Raw genomic sequence first — 18,187 nt, forward strand, 5'->3', positions numbered from 1 at the left:
GGTGCTCAGCCCGCCTTGGTCACCCGCACGACACGCTCGGCGCCGTCGGCCGCGCTCACGTCGACCCGGACCGCGAGCGTCTCGCTCGCGACGAGCTCGCGGTGCGCCTCGACGGCGGCGAGGTGCTCGGCCGGGACGCCGAGCTCCAGCACGATGCGGTCGCCCACCTCGAGGCCGGCGGCCTTGCGGGCGTCCTGGACGTCGCGGACCACGTCGCGGGCGTATCCCTCGGCGCGCAGGGCGTCGTCGAGGGCGAGGTCCAGGACGACGAACCCGCCGCCCGGCAGCACGGACGCGGCCACGTTCTCGCCGGCCTCGTCGCCCACCACGGTGGTCAGCTCGTACTCGGCCTCCAGGAGGGGCACGTCGCCGTCGGCGGTGGCCACGACCACCGCTCCGTCGTCGTCCCGCCGCCAGTCGCCCGACTTCGCCGCCCTGATGACGGCCTGCACGCCACGACCCAGGCGGGGGCCGGCGGCGCGGGCGTTCACGGCCAGGCGCTCGGTGATGCCGAAGCGCGCGGACGCGTCGGCGTCCGCGGCCACGAGGTCCACGGCCTTGACGTTGAGCTCCCCCGTGAGCAGCCCCACGTAGTCCGCGAGCGCCGCCGGGTCACCGGCGGCCACCGTGAGCCGCGCGAGCGGCTGGCGCACCCGGAGCTGGTTCGCCTTGCGCAGCGCCAGCGCGCTGGACACGACCGCGCGCACCTCGTCCATCGCTGCCACGAGCTCGTCGTCGCGCACGAGCGACGCGTCGACGACGCCGTCCGCGGCGGGCCAGTCGGCGAGGTGCACCGAACGCCCGCCGGTGAGCCCGCGCCAGACCTCCTCGGTCAGCAGCGGGGCCAGCGGCGCCATGACGCGCGTCAGCGCCTCGAGCGCCGTGTACAGGGTGTCGAACGCGTCGGCGTCCTCGTCCCAGAAGCGGTCCCGCTGGGTGCGCACGTACCAGTTGGTCAGCACGTCGAGGTGCTCGCGCACCGACTCGCAGGCGCCGGCGATGTCGTACGCGTCGAGCTGGGACGTCACCGTCGCGACGAGGTCGTGGGTGCGTGCGAGCAGGTAGCGGTCCAGGGCGGGCATCCCGGCGACGCGGTCCGCGGTGACGGCCCGGGCCGTGTACCCGTGCCCGTCGGCCGCCGAGTTCGCGTACAGGGTGAAGAAGTAGTAGGTGCTCCACAGCGGCAGCAGCACCTGGCGCACGGCGTCACGGATGCCGTCCTCCGTGACGACGAGGTTGCCGCCGCGCAGGATGGGGCTGGCCATGAGGAACCAGCGCATTGCGTCCGAGCCGTCGCGGTCGAACACCTCCCGCACGTCCGGGTAGTTGCGCAGCGACTTGCTCATCTTGCGCCCGTCGGAGCCGAGCACGATGCCGTGCGAGACGGCGCTGCGGAACGCGGGGCGGTCGAACAGCGCGGTAGCGAGCACGTGCAGCGTGTAGAACCAGCCGCGCGTCTGCCCGATGTACTCGACGATGAAGTCGCCCGGGTAGTGGTGCTCGAACCACTCCGTGTTCTCGAACGGGTAGTGCACCTGCGCGAACGGCATCGATCCGGAGTCGACCCACACGTCCATGACGTCCTCGACGCGGCGCATCGTGGACCGTCCGGTCGGGTCGTCCGGGTTGGGCCGGGTGAGGTCGTCGACGAACGGGCGGTGCAGGTCCGGCTCGCCGTCCGCGTTCACCGGCAGGCGCCCGAAGTCGCGCTCGATCTCCTCCAGCGACCCGTACACGTCGATGCGCGGGTGCGCCGGGTCGTCCGACTTCCACACCGGCACGGGCGAGCCCCAGAACCGGTTGCGGGTGATGGACCAGTCGCGGGCGCCGGCGAGCCACTTGCCGAACTGGCCGTCCTTGATGTGCTCGGGCGTCCAGGAGATCTCCTGGTTCAGCTCCAGCATGCGCTCCTTGATCTTGGTGACCTCCACGAACCACGAGGACACGCCCATGTACATCAGCGGCTGCCGGCAGCGCCAGCAGTGCGGGTAGGAGTGCGCGTACGACTCGCGGCGCAGCAGCACCGTGCCGACGGTGACCGACCCGGCGTCCGCCTCGCCGCGGGTGCGGGCCCGCAGGTGGTCGATGATCGGCAGGTTCGCGTCGAACACCTGGAGCCCGGCGTACTCGTCGACGGGGTGCGTGAACTTCCCGTCCGCGCCGACCGGCATCACGGAGGCGACGCCCTCGCGGTCGCAGACGACCTTGTCGTCCTCGCCGAACGCGCCGGCGCTGTGCACGAGGCCGGTGCCGTCCGTCGTCGTGACGAAGTCCGCCTCGACCACGCGGTGCGCACGCTCGCGGCCCTCGTAGTACGTGAACGGCGGCGTGTAGACGGTGCCGAGCAGGTCGCGACCGGTGAGGCGGCCCACGACGCGCGGAGCGTCCTCGCCGTCGTCGGTGAGCTCACGGGCGAACGCGTCGACGCGCGCCTCGGCGAGCACGTAGCGCTGCGGCGTGCCCGTGAACGACGACTCGACGACGACGTAGTCGATGTCCTCCCCGACCATGACGAGCAGGTTGGACGGCAGGGTCCAGGGCGTCGTCGTCCAGACGAGCAGCTTGTCACCGGGCCGGACCGCGCCGTCGGGCGCCGGGACGGACAGGACGTCGAACCCGACCGTGACGGCCGGGTCCTGACGCGTCTGGTAGACGTCGTCGTCCATGCGCAGCTCGTGGTTGCTCAGCGGCGTCTGGTCGTTCCAGCAGTACGGCAGGACGCGGAAGTCCTCGTACACGAGGCCGGTGTCGTAGAGCTTCTTGAAGCCCCACAGCACCGACTCCATGTAGGTGACGTTGAGCGTCTTGTAGTCGTTCTCGAAGTCGACCCAGCGGGCCTGGCGGCTGACGTAGTCGCGCCACTCGCCCGTGTACTTCAGCACGGAGGCGCGGCACGCGGCGTTGAAGCTCTCGATGCCGAGCTCGAGGATCTCGTCCTTCGTCTTGATGCCGAGCTGGCTCATCGCCTCGAGCTCGGCGGGCAGCCCGTGCGTGTCCCACCCGAAGCGGCGCTCCACCCGCCTGCCGCGCATCGTCTGGTAGCGCGGGACGACGTCCTTGACGTAGCCGGTGAGCAGGTGGCCGTAGTGCGGCAGGCCGTTGGCGAAGGGCGGTCCGTCGTAGAAGACGAACTCGTTGCTGCCGTCGGTGCCCGCGGGGTTCTTCGCGACCGATGCGCGGAACGTGTCGTCTGCCGACCAGAAGTCCAGGATCTCGCGCTCGATCGCGGGCAGCTCCGGCGAGGCGGGGACGCCGGCGATGCCGAACGCGGCGCCCGGCTGGGACGGGTCGGACGAGCGGTGCTGCGGATAGGCCATGGAGGGCTCCTGGGACGAGCTGGCGGGCGGTGGTACGACAGGTGCTGCAGTGCGAGGACGACGCCACGCCCCGAAGGGACGCGGGTGCCGCGGTACCACCCCGCTTGCGGACGCCGCTGGTGCCGACCTCCGCCGCTCGTTCACGGCTGTGACGGGCCTACCCGTCCGGTTCTACTGAGAGTGGGGATCACTCGGTTCTTCCGGAGGCTCACCGGTGATGGCCGGGTCGACGCCTGTGCCCCCATGGTAGCCAGCCGCGCAAGCGCCTTCGACCCCACGGACCCGGCACGGCTCACGCACGGGTGCTCGCTGCCATCACCGCCAGCGCGTCGAACGGCGACGGCGGGGCGAAGCGCCCGCGCAGCGACGGCTCGTACGCGGTGAGCGGACGGGCCTGGAAGGCGGTGGAGTATGCCGGGTCGTCCGGCTCGAGGCCGAGCGACGCCCCGGGGACGAAGCCGAAGCGCACGTAGTACCGCGGGTCGCCGACGAGCACCACCAGCGGCTCCCCCAGCGCGTCGGCGGCGCCGAGCACCGTGTGCACGAGAGCAGAGCCGACCCCGCGGCCCTGGTGGTCGGGGTGCACGCTCAGCGGGCCGAGCACCAGGACGGCCGCGTCGCCCACGGCGGCCCGCGTGCACACGACGTGCCCGACGACCTCGTCGCCGACGCACGCCACGAGCGCGAGCTCCGGGATCCAGGCGGCGTCGGCGCGCAGCAGGCCGACGAGCGTCGCCTCCCCCGGCGCGCCGTCGGGCTCGACCGGCGGCGCCGAGTACGGCGCGCCGGCGAAGGCGGCCGCGGTCACCGCCCGGACGGCCGGCGCGTCCGGCGGGAGCTCGCGGCGGACCAGCACGGGCTGCGGGGCGATGTTCGGCACGGGAGAGGTCATGACGCGATGGTGGCACCGCGCACCCGACGCCGTCCCGGGGTTTTCCCGGGCACCGCTCGGGGCGGGCACCGAGCTCGACGTCCCGATGCCGGCGGGCGGCCGGTGGCGCGACCTCGGGCTGGGCCTGAGCACGAACCTCATGAACCCGAAGGTCGGCGTGTTCTACGTCGTGTTCGGCGCGCGGCTGGCGGCGACCGCTCGCATCTGACGCGGCCCCGGGCGAGCCAGGGTGCCGGTCACGTGATCGTCAGCTCGATGGTGTGCCACCCGGTGGCGCCGTCGGGAGCCGGTGGTGCGAGCGCCTCGACCTGCACGACGCCGTCCGTGTCCGTCGCCCGGACGGCGACCAGGTGGTCGCCGGGCGGCGCGTCCCAGTCCAGGCGCCACTGGCGCCACGTGTCCGGGCCGACGGTGTCCGCGAGGTCCGCGGCGACCCACGCGCCGTCGTCCACCCGCACCTCGACGCCGGCGATCCCGGTGTGCTGCGCCCACGCGACCCCCGCGAGAGTCACCCTCCCTGCGGCCAGGTCGTCGCCGGGGCGCGGCACGTCGATGCGCGACGAGAGCTTGACGGGCCCGAGCGCGGACCAGCCGCGCGGGGTCCAGTAACCCTGCTCGTCGGCGAACCGCGTGACCTTGAGCTCCGTGACCCACTTCGTGGCCGACACGTACCCGTACAGGCCCGGCACGACGAGCCGCGCCGGGAAGCCGTGCTCGGCAGGCAGCGGCTCCCCGTTCATCCCGACGGCAAGCAGGCAGGCCCGGTCGGCCTCCTGCAGCACGGCGAGCGGGGTGCCCGCCGTGAAGCCGTCGGTGCTGCGCGAGAGCACCATGTCGGCGCCCGCCCGCGGCCTCGCCCGTGCCAGCAGCTCGCGCACCGGGTGGCCGAGCCACAGCGCGTTGCCGATGAGGTCGCCTCCCACCTGGTTCGAGACACAGGCGAGCGTCACGAAGTGCTCCTCCAGCGGCAGGGCGAGCAGGTCGTCCCAGGTGATCGTGAACGGCTCGTCCACCAGGCCGGTGACGGTGAGCGACCAGTCGTCGGGCGCCACCTGCGGCACCCGCAGCGCCGTATCGATCCGGTAGAACGACTCGTTCGGCGTCACGTACGGGTCGAGCCCGTCGATGCCGAGCTCGGCGCCGGCCGGCACCGCGGGAGCGGCCTTCGCCGCCGCGGGCAGCCGGATCGCCCGGCGGACTGCGTCCACCGCGCGGCTCCCGGCGGACACCGCTCGCGACGCACCCAGCGCCACGACCGCGCCGGCCGCCGTCAGGCCCGCCAGGAGGAGGAAGGTGCGCCGGTCCGGGGCGTCCTGGGAGCCGGACCACAGGCCCACGAGCGGGGTGCGGTCACGGGGCCTGAGCTCGCGGACCAGCCGCCGCAGCAGCAGGACGCCCACCCCGACGCCCACGAGGCTGGGCACCGCCCAGAGGACGCCCGCCGCGGGCCGCGCCGCTGCGACCACGGCCGCGAGGACGCCCACGGCTCCGAGCAGCACGGCACCCGCCGGAGGACGCCGCAGCTCCAGCCACCCGGCCAGGGCGGCGCCCGCGGCCAGCACCACCCCCATGGTGCCCAGCAGCACGGCCTTGTCCGCGGTGCCGAACCATGCGACGGCGAGGTCCTTGAGCCAGCCCGGCACCGCGTCGACGACGGCCGCACCCCCGGCCAGCACCGGGCTCGACGCCGGGTCCACGAACGCGGCCAGCAGCTCCGCCAGCGCGAGTCCGGCGCCCGCCGCGACGACGCCCGCGAGCGCCGCCCACCAGCCGGTGCGCGCCCGCGGGGCACCGGCGTGCGGCGTGACGCCCGGTTCCGTCGTCATGGTCATGCCTCCAGCGTCCCACCACCGGGCGCCCACGGGGCCGGGAACGGGCCGCTCGGTGCGGAACCGTCCGTCGGCGCCGTCAGCGCCTCGTCCGCCTCACGCCCCGACGGCCGCCGCCCCGTCGACCGGCCGCGGTACGCCGGCGAACATGCCCTGCCCCAGCCAGCGCGGCACCTGGCGCCGGGCGTCGACGGGGCCGTCCACGACGACCGCGCCCGAGCGCAGCGAGCCGGCCCACGACACGTCGCCGCGCCACAGCCCGGTGAGGGTGCGCAACGGCGTGGTCAGCACCGCCGCCGTGTCGAAACCGGGGTCGTAGTCGCACACCTCGACCTGCCCGTCCCGCACGACGATCCACCATCGCGACGCCCGCGACGACACGTCGGTGAGCACGATCGCCAGCACCGTGCGCTCGCGTGGCCAGGCACCGACGTCGATGGTGCGCCGCATGTCCCACAGCAGCAGGTGCGGGTCCAGGTCGGCCTCGCCGAGCCCTCCGACCCACCGCGTGCCCCACGTGCCGAGCGCCTCGACGACCGGGCGCAGCTCCTCACCCGCCGCCGTGAGCGCGTACCGCGCGTGCCCCTCGTCACCGGTGCGCCGCACGATGCCGGCCCGCTCGAGGGTGCGCAGCCGTTTGGACAGCAGCGTCGGCGACATCTTCGGGTTGCCGCGGCGCAGCTCGTTGAACCGGCTGCTGCCGAGCATCAGCTCGCGCACGACGAGCAGGGTCCACCGCTCGTCGAGCACCTCCATCGCCTTGGCGACAGGGCAGAACTGACCGTAGCCCGCCATCCGTCCAGTGAACGCCCGCGCACAGGCCGGGCGCCAGTACAGATCCAGGACTTCGCCCGGTCCAGATCCGGCACTGGAGGCGCGGCGCCCGCCGCCGGAGCCTGGAGGAGCCGGGGGCCACCACGACGAAGGAGCCAGTCATGAGTCTCACCGACAGCGCACCGGTCCCGACCGAGCTGCTGGACACGATCCGCACCAAGCACGGCGCGCTGTGGGCGCTGGGCGACTACCCCGCGGTCGCGGACGAGGTCATCCCCACGCTCGGCGCCGTCCTCGTCGAGGCCTGCGACGTGGGCCGCGGCGACCGCGTCCTCGACGTCGCCGCGGGGTCGGGCAACGCGGCCATCCCCGCCGCGCTCGCCGGCGCCGAGGTGGTCGCGTCCGACTTCGCGCCGCAGCTCCTGCAGGCCGGCCGCGAGCGTGCCGCGCGGCGTGGTGCGGTGCTGCGCTTCGAGTTCGCCGACGCACACGACCTGCCGTTCGACGACGGCGCGTTCGACGTCGTCATGTCGTGCGTGGGCGTGATGTTCGCACCGTTCCACCAGCTCGCGGCGGGCGAGCTCGCCCGCGTGACCCGTCCTGGCGGCACCATCGGCACGATCGCGTGGACGCCTGAGGGCTTCATCGGCGAGATGTTCGCGACGATGAAGCCGTACGCGCCCCCGCCGCCGCCCGGTGCGCAGCCCCCGCCCCGGTGGGGCGACGAGCTGCACGTGCGCGCCCTGCTCGGCGACCGGGTCAGCGACCTGCACGCCGAGGTGCGTGGGCTGGTCGTGGACCGGTTCTCCTCGGGCGCCGAGTTCCGCGACTTCTTCAAGGCGACGTACGGCCCGACGATCGCGACGTACCGGTTCCTCGGCGACGACGCGGCCCGTGTCGCAGAGCTCGACCAGGCCCTGGCGGCCCTGGCCGACCGGCACCTGCGCCCGGACGGCACCATGACCTGGGACTACCTGCTGGTGCACGCCACCCGGGCATGAGCCGCGACGGCGTGCCGGCGGGGCGGGTCAGCCGAGCAGGCGGTGACGCAGGCGGTCGATCTCCCCCGCCGTCACGCCGTGGTCGCGCAGGTACGCCTCGACGTCCACGTCGTCGAGGAAACTCTGGAGGGCGACCCCGACGTGCGCGGACCAGGTCGCCAGCTCATCGGGACCGCGGTGGCGCTCGCCCGGCGCGGACCCGGCTCCCGCCCGCGCGTTCGTGGCGTGCACCGCGAGGAGGTAGTCCTCGACGACCGCCCGGCGCTCCACCCCGACGAGGGTCAGGAGCATCGCCGTGATCATGCCGGTGCGGTCCCGGCCGGCCGAGCAGTGCACCACGACCGTGCCGGCGGGTGCCACCGCGATCGTGCGGAAGGCAGCTGCCACCAGGTGCGGCCAGGTCGCGAGCACCGCCGGGTAGTAGAGCGGCGTATCCAGATGCTCGCCCCAGGCTCGCATGAACTCCTCGTCGCCCTGGTCCTCGACGGGCAGGGCGTGGCGTGCCACGGACGGGGGCAGCTCCAGCGGGCCGATCTCGTCGGCGTTGCGCAGGTCGACGACGGTGCTGACGCCCGCGGCCGCCATCACGGCCAGCCCGTGGGGCCCCGCGAGCTCGAGCCGGGGCGCACGCACGACGGCGCCCGGCCTGGTCCGGCGACCGTCGATCGTCGGCAGGTGACCGAGGTCGCGGGCGTTCGGCAGCGAGCCCCACCGCACCGCACGCGCGTCGGTGAGGGTGCTGGTCGGTGCGGTACGGCTCGTCACGTGAGCCAGGAAACCATGGGGTGCCCCCGCGTACTAGGCTCGACGGCGGATCACGGGCCTGGTACTGGCCTGTCGGCGCGGCCCGGGCTGTGGGCCGCGGTTCCACCGGTGCGAGATGGCGCGCCGTGCGTGCGGGCGTGCCCGCGCGCCGTCCACCGACCCGCCGTCCCTGGGAGTTCCTCCGTGCCCCGCCGCACCCGCCCCGTCCTGCCCCTCGCCCTGCTCGTCCTCGCACTGCCGCTCGCCGGCTGCGCGGGGGGCGACGCCGGTGCCGCGTCGCCGCCCGCCCGCGGCGGGAGCCCCGGCACCACCGCCGTCACCACCGCCGTCACCGTCGACAACTGCGGGTTCGACGTCGTCGTCGACGCACCGCCCGAGCGCGTGGTGACCATCAAGTCGAGCGCCACCGAGATGCTGCTCGCCCTCGGGCTCGGCGACCGCATCGTCGGGTCGGCGTTCCTCGACGGCCCCGTGCCGGACTCCCTCGCGGGCGCCGCCGCCGACGTGCCCGCGGTCGCCGAGCCCATGGCCGACCAGGTGCCGGGCACGGAGGCCGTGCTGGGCCTGGAGCCCGACCTCGTCTACGCCGGGTGGGAGTCGAACCTCACCGCCGAGGGCGCGGGCGACCGCGCCACCCTGGCGAAGCTGGGCGTCGCGACGTACGTCTCGCCCGCCGCCTGCAAGGAGCCCGGGTACATGCCCGACCCGCTGACGTTCGACGACCTGTTCGCGGAGATCGGCGAGGTCGGGCAGATCTTCGGCGCCACCGACGCCGCGGAGGCACTCGTCGCCGAGCAGCGGGAGACGCTGGCGTCCGTCTCCCCCGACGACCGCGGGCTGAGCGCCCTGTGGTACTCGTCGGGCGACGACATCCCCTACGTGGGCGCCGGGATCGGTGCCCCGCAGATGATCATGGACGCCGTCGGGCTCGAGAACGTCGCGGGCGACGTGCACGACACGTGGACGTCGTACGCCTGGGAGGAGGCGATCGCCGCCGACCCGGACGTCATCGTGCTCGTGGACGCCACCTGGAACAGCGCGGAGGACAAGATCGCCCGGCTCGAGGGGAACGCCGCGACCGCGCGCATGACCGCCGTCCGGGAGGGCCGCTACCTCACCGTGCCGTTCCCGGCGACGGAGGCCGGTGTGCGCACCGTCGACGCCGTCGTCGACCTGGCCGCGCAGCTGGAGGAGATCGACCGGTGACGACGACGCGCACCGTGCGCGACCCCGCGGCGGCCGGGACCGCCGCGACCACCGCGCGCCCGGCGCGGCGCGGCGCCGCCTGGTGGCTGCCCGCCTCCGCCGTGGTGCTCGTGGCCTCCGTGCTCGTCGCGGTGACGGTCGGCCCGGCCGCGCTGTCGGTGGGCGACGTCGCCGCCTCGGTCGCCGGCCACCTGGGGTTGGGCCCGGTGCTCGGTCTCGAACCGCTCGGGACCCTCCGGGACGGCATGGTCTGGGAGCTGCGCCTGCCACGCGTGCTCACCGCCGCGGCCGTGGGCGGGGGCCTGGCGCTCTGCGGCGTCGTCATGCAGTCGCTCACGCGCAACCCCCTGGCCGACCCCTACCTGCTCGGCCTGTCGTCGGGCGCGTCGCTCGGCGCGGTGCTGGTGCTCGTGGCGGGCGTGACGGCGCTGCTGCCCGTCGCGGCGTTCGTGGGGGCCGTCGCCGCCCTCGTGGCGGCGCTGGCGCTCGCCGGGGCGAGCGGGACGATCACGCCCACCCGCACGGTGCTCGCGGGGCTGGCGGTGAGCCAGCTCGCGGCGGCCGCGACGAGCTTCGTCATCTTCTGGTCGGCGACCGGGGACTCGTACCGCGAGATCCTGTCGTGGCTCATGGGCTCGGTCGCGGGCGCCACCTGGACGTCGGTCGCGATCACCGGGGTCGCCGTCCTCGTGCTCGGGACGCTGCTGGCCTCGACCGGCTCGGTCCTCGACGCCTTCACGTTCGGGGACACGGCGGCCGCCACCCTCGGCGTGCCCGTCGCGCGCGTGCGCTGGCTGCTGCTGGTCGGGGTGGCGCTGCTCACGGGCGCGCTGGTGTCGCAGTCGGGCTCGATCGGGTTCGTGGGCCTGATCCTGCCGCACGCCGTGCGGATGCTCACGGGTGCGCGGCACCGGCTGCTGCTCCCCCTGTCGGCGCTGTGCGGGGCGTCGTTCCTCATCTGGGCGGACACCCTCGCCCGCACTGTGTTCGCGCCGCGCGAGGTCCCTGTGGGCATCGTCACCGCGGCCGTCGGGGCCCCCGTGTTCGCGCTGCTGCTGTGGCGGGGAAGGCGGCTCGCATGACGACGACGTCGCTCCCGACGTCCCTCGGGACCGCCTCCGCGGGCGGCCTCGACGCCGCCCGCGTGACGTGGGCGGCGGGCGGGCGGCTGATCCTGGACGGCGTGGACGTCACCGCGCCGGCCGGGGCGGTCAGCGGGCTGCTGGGGCCGAACGGCTCCGGCAAGTCGACGCTGCTGCGCGTGCTCGCGGCGGTCCAGCCACCGGCGGACGGCGCCGCCCGCGTCGCGTTCGACGGCGCGGACCTGCTCGGCCTGCCCCGTCGGCGTCGGGCACGGTTGCTCGCGCTCGTCGAGCAGGAGGCGAGCACCGACCTGCCCGTCACCGTCCTCGACGCCGTGCTGCTCGGGCGGATCCCGCACCGTTCGCTGCTCGCCGGGGAGGGCGCCGACGACCGCGCCGCGGCGCGGCGTGCCCTGGCGACCGTGGGCCTGACGGACCTGGCCGACCGCGAGGTCGCGACCCTGTCCGGTGGCGAGCGGCAGCGGGTACACATGGCGCGTGCGCTCGCGCAGGAGCCGGCGCTGATCCTGCTCGACGAGCCCACGAACCACCTGGACATCGCCGCCCAGCTCGGCGCGCTGCGCGTGCTGCGCACCCTCGCCGGCCAGGGCGTCACCGTGCTCGCCGCCCTGCACGACCTCACGCTCGCGGCCCAGCACTGCGACCACGTCGTGCTGCTGTCCGGCGGGCGGGTGGTCGCGGCCGGCGACGTGCGGGACGTGCTGGTGCCGGACGTCGTCGACCCGGTCTACGGCGTGCGCACCGACGTGCTCACGCATCCGCGCACCGGCCGCCCGGTGCTGACCTTCAGCCCGCGCGACTGACGGGTGCCGCCGCGGCACCCTGTGGACAACTTCGCGGCGGGTTCCGCCCGCGTTGGTAGCGTCCCCGCCGTCCCCGAAGGCATCGCCCGGTGGGACGCGCACGCCGCCGACGCCGCCGCACGAGAGGGACTTCCTTGAGGACGACCACCGCACCTCGACCCCGTACGCTCGCCGCTCTGCTCGTCCTCGGCCTCGGCGGTTCGCTGCTGCTCGCCGCCTGCACCGGGTCCCGGTCCGACGACGAGGTCGAGCCGCCGCAGACGCCGACGTTCCACGAGCTCACCGTCCCGGGCGACGCGGTCCCGACGGGTGTCCAGGTGGGCGACGTCTCGGTGCTGGGTGGGATGGGCGGTTCGTCGGAGGTCCCCGTCCTGGTCGTCGGGAAGCGCGCGGTCGCGCGCGAGCTGCCCCGCCTCGCGGTGTGGTCCGCCGCAGCCGGCACGCAGATCACCGACGAGCCCCAGCTCCTCGAGACCGTCGGCGCACCCGTCGAGGTCGACCTGGACGGCGACCCCGACCTCTCCGCCGTCGCGGGGTACTCGTGGCGGGCCGGGGTCGAGGCGCCGTACCTCTTCACGTCCACGGACCGCAGCCGCTGGGAGCAGGTAGAGATCCCCGCCGACCTCGCCGGCCTGCGGCCCGTGCAGGTCGCGGTGGACGGCGACACGACCTACGTGCTGGGGATCGACACCGACGACCGGCTCGCCGGCCTCCGCGTCGCCGACGGCACCGTCGAGCCCCTCGATCTGCCGAAGACGCAGGACGTCGCCTCGGTGACGGCCGCCGAGGCCTCCGGCGGGGTGCTCGTCCTCGCCACCGCGCCCTCGAGCGGGACGGGCGACGGGCCCGAGATCTTCACGTCCACCGATGGCACGTAGACGTGGGCACGGTCCGCCTTGGGGGCTGGGACGACAGTCAGCAGCGCCACCGTGGCGAGCCGTGGCGACGAGCTCGTCCTGGTGGGCTCCGCGTACGACGACCGTACGGAACGGTGGACCCTCGCCGCGTGGTCGTCGCACGAGGGCGAGAGCTGGCCTCGCGACTCCGCCTACGAGGACCTGTTCCCGGAGGACGGGCCGGACAAGGGCTCCTGGTTCGGCGAGGGCACGATCGTCGGCGACCGTCTCGTCGCCCCCGTCTCGATCGAGAGCTCCACGCAGTTCCTCCTCGTGAACCGGAAGGCGGACGCACGCTGGGTGGGCGAGCTCGACGACGAGGCCCTGCAGACCGACGGAACCAGCCGGGAGGCCCGCCAGCTTGCACCGTCCGTGCAGGTCTCCGTCACGGGGGACGGCCCGGCCCTCACGGTCGTCCGCGGGAACGGGACCGCGCACTTCTACGACGCCGAGCTGAAGTACCTGGGCGTGCTCGGCGCGGTGACCCCCTGGTTCCGCCCCCTCCAGACCGACGACTTCCGCGACGGGGCGCCCCTGCCGGGCGTCCGGACGGTCTTCACGGACCTCGGCGAGGACGGGTGGCGCTCGGTCGGGCAGACCACCCAGTACGTCCTCGAGGACGACGCCCTGGTCACCTCGGACGACGGCGCCGCCCCCGCCTCGGACCGTCGGGTGATCGCCGGCGCCGACCCGGGCAGCGGTCAGGAGGTGGCGCTCTACACGGGGTGGGACCCGGACGCCGACACGATCGTCACGACGCCCTGGTCCCGCCCCCTGGACGGTGTCTGGACGCAAGGCGTCGGCTTCGACGAGGAGTTCGCCGCCGCGTCGACGCTCGTCCGCACGGACGACCGCTGGATCGCCGCGGGGTCCCGCGCCGAGTCCATGAACGTCGACGACCTTCGGCACGCCGCGGCCTGGACCTCGACCGACGGCATCCGCTGGCAGGACGCGGGGACGCTGCGCAGCGGGCCCCGCGGCTCCGACGTCGCCGGCGCCTGCGTCCTCCCCACCGGGGAGGCCGTGGTGGTGGGCAGCGTCGACACCGGGCTGATCGACGAGCCCGTCACCTGGACGTCCGACGGCGACACGTGGACGAGGCGGATCCTCGACGTCGGCGGGGACGGCTCCGGTCACGCGGAGAGGTGCCTCGCCACGGACGACGGTGTCACGGTCTTCGTGGACGCCGGCGGGCGCACGCAGGTCTTCGCGACCCAGGACGGCGAGACCATCGCCAAGACCTGGGTCGCTCCGGAAGGCACGTCGCTGGACTCGGTGGTGTCGTGGGGCGAGTCGGTCGTCAGCGCCGGCTGGCTGGACGGTGCTCAGTACACCGGCCCCGTCCTCCGCATCAGCCGGGAGCCCGCCGCGCCGGGCCCGGCCTGGGACTGGGTGCCTGTGCCCACCCGTTCTCGCTCGGGCGTCACGGTGCACCTGCAGGACGACACCCTGGTCGTCACGACCAGCGACGACGCCGGGGTGCAGGCGTGGCGCGTGGACGACGTCGACGCGCTGCTCGCGAGGGCGAGGCCCGCGGACGATGCGTGACCCGGTGCGCCCTCAGTGGTACGCCCTCAGTGGTACGCCCTCAGTGGTACGCCCTCAGTGGTACGCCCTCAGTGTCCGCGGCGGTCCAGCTCGATGGCCGGGCAGCGATCCATGACCATGTCGAGGCCCGCGGCCCGCACGCGCGCGGCGGCGTCCTCGTCGACGACGCCGAGCTGGAACCACACGGCCTTGGCGCCGATCGCGACGGCCTGGTCCGCGATGTCGCCGGCCAGCTCGGACCGCACGAAGACGTCGACGACGTCCACGGGGAACGGGACGTCGGCGAGCGTGGCGTAGCCCTGCTCGCCGTGCACCGTCCCAGCGCTCGGGTGCACCGGCACGATCCGCTTGCCGGCCCGCTGCAGCACCTCGGCCACGCCGTACGCGGCACGCCTGGTGTTGGCCGACAGCCCGACGACGGCCCACGTCGTGGTGTCGTCGAGGACCCGGTCGATCGTCGACGCGGCGAAGGTGCCCGCGCCGAGCGTGGCGTCCGCGTCCGCAACGTCGGAACCTTCGACGTCGGAACCCTCGACCTCTTCGGTGCCGTCGTCGTGGCCTGCGGCGGCACGCTCGGCGGAGAGCGGGGTGGGCGTGCGGCGGGGGTCCCGGATCCTCATCCGGCCAGTCAACCAGGTCCCGTCTCGCCCGGCACGCACGGGCGACGCGGCGCAGGATGTCCGTATGGCGCTCCCCGAGAAGGTCGCGAAGGCCACCAAGAAGTTCAACCGGTACGCGCTCAAGGTGTCGTCCCGCGTCCCGCCGTGGGCGACGCTGCACCACGTGGGACGCCACAGCGGGCGCAGGTACCGCACCCCGGTGGTCGCGTTCGCCGCCCGCGCCCCGATCGACCCCGCGACGGCGGCGGTCGCGGGCGCGCCGGTGGCGATCTCCGAGCACCGCGACGTGCTCGTCCTGCACCCGCTGCCGTGGGGGTCGGACGTCGACTGGTGCCGCAACATCTTCGCCGCCGGCTCCTACACGCTCACGCGCAAGGGGGTCGACTACCGCGTCGACCGGCTGCGCGTCGTGGACACGGACGAAGCGGGGCAGCTCCTCGACGGGGCGCTCGGCAGGGCCAGCTCCACCGTCGGCGTCGAGTCGTTCGTCGTCGGGCGACTCCGCCGCGCGGCCTGACCTCGCCGAGCGCAGCCGTCAGCCGGCCACCATCGGCCGGCACACCGGCCGGACGCTCCCGACATCCGTCTGGCCGCACACGCCGGACACCCTGCCGGATGATCTCTCGACGCGGACTCCGGACGCACTGCGCCTGCGTGCACTTATGTCCTACTTTGTGCAGTACGGAACCTGGAGAGGGGCGTGCTGGTGCGCGTTCGGGTGCATCCGAGAGCGTCCGCAGAGCGTCCAGAGATCACCGAGCAGGACGCGCCAAGGGTCGGCTGTTGGAGTTCGTTGCGGTCGAGGACGAACCTGACGGATGGTGGGTCTTGGCATGCGATGGTCGACACAACGAAGGTGCGGGACATCACCTCCGAGCGGCGAACCACGTCTCTCCGCTAAGCACAAGCCGACGACGAGGACCAGAACGTGACGATGACCGGGGACCCTGACGCGGACGAGCTCCTCGACACCGACCCGTTCGCGTTGCTGGTCGGCATGCTGCTGGACCAGCGCAGCACGTAGCCATGAACTATCGCCGCAGGTCAGAGTGTTTCGCCGTGGATCGGGGACTTGCGATCCCACTCCGGGAGTCTCAGATGGCTCTCCTCGATGTGCTGCACCTCCCCGAGCCGGACGAGCAGGTCGATCGTCTCCTGCGACACGGGCGGTGCCCCGCGGACCGCGCCCGTCATCCACTCCGACTCCGCCTTTTCTCGCTTGATCTCCCGCTCCAGCCGTCGCCGCGCGGACCGTGAGGACTGTCGCTCGCGGGGGTTGGTCAGCCCGTCAAGCTTCGCGAGCATCTTCTTCCGCTGAAGAGGCCCTGCACCCTCGTAGTCCCGCGTCAGGGACGCACCGGCATCCGTCGCCCGGACGTCCATCGCGTCCTACAGCGCTTGCCGCACAGCGTCCTCAGCCTCCGCCTTGGTGTCAGCCTCCACGAACCGGTGACTGACACCGCACACGTCCACACGCCACAGTGCCATGCGGCGAATGCTACTCATAGTCTGTCGACTTATACAGTGCACCATCCAAGAATCCCAGGATGGGCAACTACGACGAGCGCCTCCAAGCTCGTCTCCACCACCTGGGACAACGCGTGCGCACCGAGCGCGGCCGACTCGGCCTCTCCCAGGAGGATCTCGCCCACCGCGCAGGACTCCACCGCACCTACGTGGGCTCTGTCGAACGCGGGGAACGAAACATCAGCATCGGCAGCCTTTACGCGCTGGCCGACGAGCTCGACATCTCGGCGTCGGCGCTACTAACCGACCCTCTTTCCCAAAGTTCCACCAAGTAGACAAGACAATCTTCCGAACGGCACTCAGGAGCAGCATGAGCGAGTCATCGTTGATCTCGGACCGGCAACTTGCCCGAGCTGTTTCTAACATCACCGACCGGTCGGAAAAGCAGGGAGATCTCGACGTTCTTCGTGACACGTACGTGGACACAGGTGTCCTCCAACAGGTCGCCAATCACGCGAATCAGATCCTCTACGGCCGTCGAGGCACTGGAAAAACCCACGTGTTTCAAGTGCTACGGTCCGAACTTGAGGAGACCCACGGGTCGTACGTGATCTACCTCGACGTAAGAGTTCTCGGCAGCGCGCATACATTCCTCGACCCGGAAAAGCCGTTGGCCGAACGGTGCGTCGCGGTGTTCAAGGACCTCCTCTCCAACATCCAGGGAAAACTGCTCGACATCGTCACCGCGCCCGAGTCGGATGGAAGCGGCCTGGAAGAAGTGAGCGATTTTGCCGATACAATCACCCGGAAGGCCGCCGAGGTCAACGAGCGCAGCGTCTCGACGTCAAACCAGGAAAGCACGTCGGCCGGCACGAAGGCTGAGGCGGGAATGTCGGGTATGAAGCCCGGTCTCTCCCTTGGCGTCGACGACAACCACTCGCAGACGCAGACCCACGAGTCACAGTACACAGAAGCACTCCGCCAGTCACTCGTGTTTAGCGAGATTTATCACGGACTCGAAAGGGCGCTTCGAGCGCTCGGGGCCAATCGATTGACTATCCTCATCGACGAGTGGACGGCACTCCCCGTCGAACTCCAGCCGTTCATCGCGGAGTTCATCAAGCGCTCCCTCTTCCCTAGCAGTCTCGTAACAATCAAGATCGCTTCTCTGGAGTACCGTTCGCGCTTTACACTCCCTCGCGAAGGCAATCCGATCGGCTTCGAACTGGGTCCTGACATCAAGGCTAACCTCGATCTTGACGATTACTACGTCTACGAACGCAACGCTGACAACGTGGTCGAGATCTTTCACGAACTGCTCTATCGCCACATTGTTTCCGGTATGACTGATGATGCACTCAGGGGCTATAACGTTCGCGATGCGACCTCGTTCCGCTCCCGTCTGTTTACCGAGAAGGCGACCTTTATTGAATTGGTTCGCGCGGGTGAGGGCGTGGTCCGGGACTTTCTCGGCATCTTTAGTTCTGCATTCTTCAAGGCCAAGTCGACCGGTCGTCAGAAGATCGACCTAAACTCAGTCGAGGAGGCTGCTCGAGACTGGTACGAAACCGACAAGTCCACGGCCCTCTCCGAAGGTCAGCGAACCGCCCTCCATCGCATTATCACCGACGTGATCGGGAGCCGACAAACCAAGATGTTCATGCTGTCGCGCGAGCATGCAGATAACAAAATGATTCTCTCCCTCTTTGACCTGAGGCTCATCCATCTCATTTCGCGCGGATATAGCGACAAGGAGAACCCGGGGCAGCGATACAACATCTATGCACTCGACTATGGCACGTACGTTGACTTGAAACGCACAAAGGCGGAGCCCACCGATTTCGAAATTGAAGAGGAGGATGACACCCCGTCCCCCCGAGATCGCATCGTCCCCTTCGCCGATAAGCGCAGCATTCGACGAGTCATTCTTCGAAGCGAAATCTTCGACGACCTCGAGTGACTGCCG

At 72.2% G+C, this 18,187-nt stretch carries 17 protein-coding genes; 10 read left to right on the top strand and 7 right to left on the bottom strand.

Going from position 1 to position 18,187, the window contains the following annotated elements; genetic code table 11:
• Positions 1–5: 5 nt before the first annotated feature.
• Both ileS and LEP48_RS07860 read right to left on the bottom strand, forming a co-directional pair.
• Entirely contained in the window at positions 6–3,317 is a 3,312-nt protein-coding gene (ileS, locus tag LEP48_RS07855; protein WP_225565036.1) for an isoleucine--tRNA ligase, read from the bottom strand.
• A gap of 292 nt (positions 3,318–3,609) precedes the next feature.
• On the bottom strand, positions 3,610–4,209 hold the full coding sequence (locus LEP48_RS07860) for a GNAT family N-acetyltransferase (RefSeq protein WP_225565037.1): 600 nt from the start codon (positions 4,207–4,209) through the stop codon (positions 3,610–3,612).
• Here LEP48_RS07860 and LEP48_RS07865 point away from each other — a divergent pair.
• Positions 4,208–4,417, top strand: coding sequence for a hypothetical protein (locus LEP48_RS07865; RefSeq protein ID WP_225565038.1), 210 nt, complete (start codon positions 4,208–4,210; stop codon positions 4,415–4,417). The two genes, LEP48_RS07860 and LEP48_RS07865, sit on opposite strands and share 2 nt — an antisense overlap.
• Positions 4,418–4,445: 28 nt before the next feature.
• Here the strand turns inward: LEP48_RS07865 and LEP48_RS07870 are convergent, their stop codons facing one another.
• A complete protein-coding gene (locus tag LEP48_RS07870) occupies positions 4,446–6,035 on the bottom strand; it encodes a molybdopterin-dependent oxidoreductase (RefSeq protein WP_225565186.1) in 1,590 nt (529 codons plus the stop codon).
• A 99-nt stretch (positions 6,036–6,134) separates the two neighbouring features.
• On the bottom strand, positions 6,135–6,833 hold the full coding sequence (locus tag LEP48_RS07875) for a winged helix-turn-helix transcriptional regulator (RefSeq protein WP_225565039.1): 699 nt from the start codon (positions 6,831–6,833) through the stop codon (positions 6,135–6,137).
• A 140-nt stretch (positions 6,834–6,973) separates the two neighbouring features.
• Between LEP48_RS07875 and LEP48_RS07880 the strand changes: the two genes are divergently transcribed.
• Positions 6,974–7,813, top strand: coding sequence for a class I SAM-dependent methyltransferase (locus LEP48_RS07880; protein WP_225565040.1), 840 nt, complete (start codon positions 6,974–6,976; stop codon positions 7,811–7,813).
• Positions 7,814–7,840: 27 nt separating this feature from the next.
• On the opposite strand, the gene LEP48_RS07885 is transcribed toward LEP48_RS07880, so the two are convergent.
• Positions 7,841–8,578 carry a tyrosine-protein phosphatase gene (locus LEP48_RS07885; protein ID WP_225565041.1) on the bottom strand — a complete coding sequence of 246 codons (738 nt, stop codon included), beginning with the start codon at positions 8,576–8,578 and terminating at the stop codon, positions 7,841–7,843.
• 183 nt (positions 8,579–8,761) lie between these two features.
• Here LEP48_RS07885 and LEP48_RS07890 point away from each other — a divergent pair, with 183 nt between their 5' ends.
• The 5 genes from LEP48_RS07890 to LEP48_RS07910 all read left to right on the top strand — a co-directional run bounded on the left by LEP48_RS07890 (position 8,762) and on the right by LEP48_RS07910 (position 14,134).
• Positions 8,762–9,784 carry a putative F420-0 ABC transporter substrate-binding protein gene (locus LEP48_RS07890; protein ID WP_225565042.1) on the top strand — a complete coding sequence of 341 codons (1,023 nt, stop codon included), beginning with the start codon at positions 8,762–8,764 and terminating at the stop codon, positions 9,782–9,784.
• Positions 9,781–10,866, top strand: coding sequence for a putative F420-0 ABC transporter permease subunit (locus LEP48_RS07895; RefSeq protein ID WP_422723812.1), 1,086 nt, complete (start codon positions 9,781–9,783; stop codon positions 10,864–10,866). Before LEP48_RS07890 ends, LEP48_RS07895 begins: the two co-directional genes overlap by 4 nt.
• Complete coding sequence (locus LEP48_RS07900; protein ID WP_225565043.1) at positions 10,863–11,690, top strand: putative F420-0 ABC transporter ATP-binding protein; 828 nt, start codon at positions 10,863–10,865, stop codon at positions 11,688–11,690. Before LEP48_RS07895 ends, LEP48_RS07900 begins: the two co-directional genes overlap by 4 nt.
• Positions 11,691–11,824: 134 nt before the next feature.
• Positions 11,825–12,568: a hypothetical protein gene (locus LEP48_RS07905; RefSeq protein ID WP_225565044.1), complete on the top strand. Its 744-nt coding sequence runs from the start codon at positions 11,825–11,827 to the stop codon at positions 12,566–12,568.
• Between the two features lie 51 nt (positions 12,569–12,619).
• A complete protein-coding gene (locus LEP48_RS07910) occupies positions 12,620–14,134 on the top strand; it encodes a hypothetical protein (RefSeq protein WP_225565045.1) in 1,515 nt (504 codons plus the stop codon).
• A gap of 68 nt (positions 14,135–14,202) precedes the next feature.
• Here LEP48_RS07910 and LEP48_RS18770 read toward each other — a convergent pair whose 3' ends face one another.
• Positions 14,203–14,754: a CoA-binding protein gene (locus LEP48_RS18770; RefSeq protein WP_308009993.1), complete on the bottom strand. Its 552-nt coding sequence runs from the start codon at positions 14,752–14,754 to the stop codon at positions 14,203–14,205.
• 64 nt (positions 14,755–14,818) lie between these two features.
• Between LEP48_RS18770 and LEP48_RS07920 the strand changes: the two genes are divergently transcribed.
• Positions 14,819–15,271 (top strand): PNPOx family protein, encoded by a 453-nt coding sequence (locus tag LEP48_RS07920; protein WP_225565046.1) that lies wholly within the window; start codon positions 14,819–14,821, stop codon positions 15,269–15,271.
• 527 nt (positions 15,272–15,798) lie between these two features.
• On the opposite strand, the gene LEP48_RS07930 is transcribed toward LEP48_RS07920, so the two are convergent.
• Complete coding sequence (locus LEP48_RS07930; protein WP_225565047.1) at positions 15,799–16,059, bottom strand: hypothetical protein; 261 nt, start codon at positions 16,057–16,059, stop codon at positions 15,799–15,801.
• A 242-nt stretch (positions 16,060–16,301) separates the two neighbouring features.
• On the opposite strand from LEP48_RS07930, the gene LEP48_RS07935 reads away from it, so the two are divergent.
• Positions 16,302–16,556 carry a helix-turn-helix domain-containing protein gene (locus tag LEP48_RS07935; protein WP_225565048.1) on the top strand — a complete coding sequence of 85 codons (255 nt, stop codon included), beginning with the start codon at positions 16,302–16,304 and terminating at the stop codon, positions 16,554–16,556.
• Positions 16,557–16,591: 35 nt separating this feature from the next.
• Positions 16,592–18,181, top strand: a complete 1,590-nt coding sequence (locus LEP48_RS07940; RefSeq protein WP_225565049.1) for a hypothetical protein — start codon at positions 16,592–16,594, stop codon at positions 18,179–18,181.
• Positions 18,182–18,187: the final 6 nt, after the last annotated feature.

The organism is Isoptericola luteus, assembly GCF_020297055.1.
Classification (GTDB): Bacteria; Actinomycetota; Actinomycetes; order Actinomycetales; family Cellulomonadaceae; genus Isoptericola; species Isoptericola luteus.

Bases quoted from the DNA above. Each gene is read 5' to 3' on its own strand.
- ileS (WP_225565036.1), bottom strand. From the start codon at position 3,317: ATGGCCTATCCGCAGCACCGCTCGTCCGACCCGTCCCAGCCGGGCGCC.
- LEP48_RS07865 (WP_225565038.1), top strand. From the start codon at position 4,208: ATGACGCGATGGTGGCACCGCGCACCCGACGCCGTCCCGGGGTTTTCC.
- LEP48_RS07860 (WP_225565037.1), bottom strand. From the start codon at position 4,209: ATGACCTCTCCCGTGCCGAACATCGCCCCGCAGCCCGTGCTGGTCCGC.
- LEP48_RS07870 (WP_225565186.1), bottom strand. From the start codon at position 6,035: ATGACGACGGAACCGGGCGTCACGCCGCACGCCGGTGCCCCGCGGGCG.
- LEP48_RS07875 (WP_225565039.1), bottom strand. From the start codon at position 6,833: ATGGCGGGCTACGGTCAGTTCTGCCCTGTCGCCAAGGCGATGGAGGTG.
- LEP48_RS07880 (WP_225565040.1), top strand. From the start codon at position 6,974: ATGAGTCTCACCGACAGCGCACCGGTCCCGACCGAGCTGCTGGACACG.
- LEP48_RS07900 (WP_225565043.1), top strand. From the start codon at position 10,863: ATGACGACGACGTCGCTCCCGACGTCCCTCGGGACCGCCTCCGCGGGC.
- LEP48_RS18770 (WP_308009993.1), bottom strand. From the start codon at position 14,754: ATGAGGATCCGGGACCCCCGCCGCACGCCCACCCCGCTCTCCGCCGAG.
- LEP48_RS07920 (WP_225565046.1), top strand. From the start codon at position 14,819: ATGGCGCTCCCCGAGAAGGTCGCGAAGGCCACCAAGAAGTTCAACCGG.
- LEP48_RS07930 (WP_225565047.1), bottom strand. From the start codon at position 16,059: ATGCTCGCGAAGCTTGACGGGCTGACCAACCCCCGCGAGCGACAGTCC.
- LEP48_RS07935 (WP_225565048.1), top strand. From the start codon at position 16,302: ATGGGCAACTACGACGAGCGCCTCCAAGCTCGTCTCCACCACCTGGGA.
- LEP48_RS07940 (WP_225565049.1), top strand. From the start codon at position 16,592: ATGAGCGAGTCATCGTTGATCTCGGACCGGCAACTTGCCCGAGCTGTT.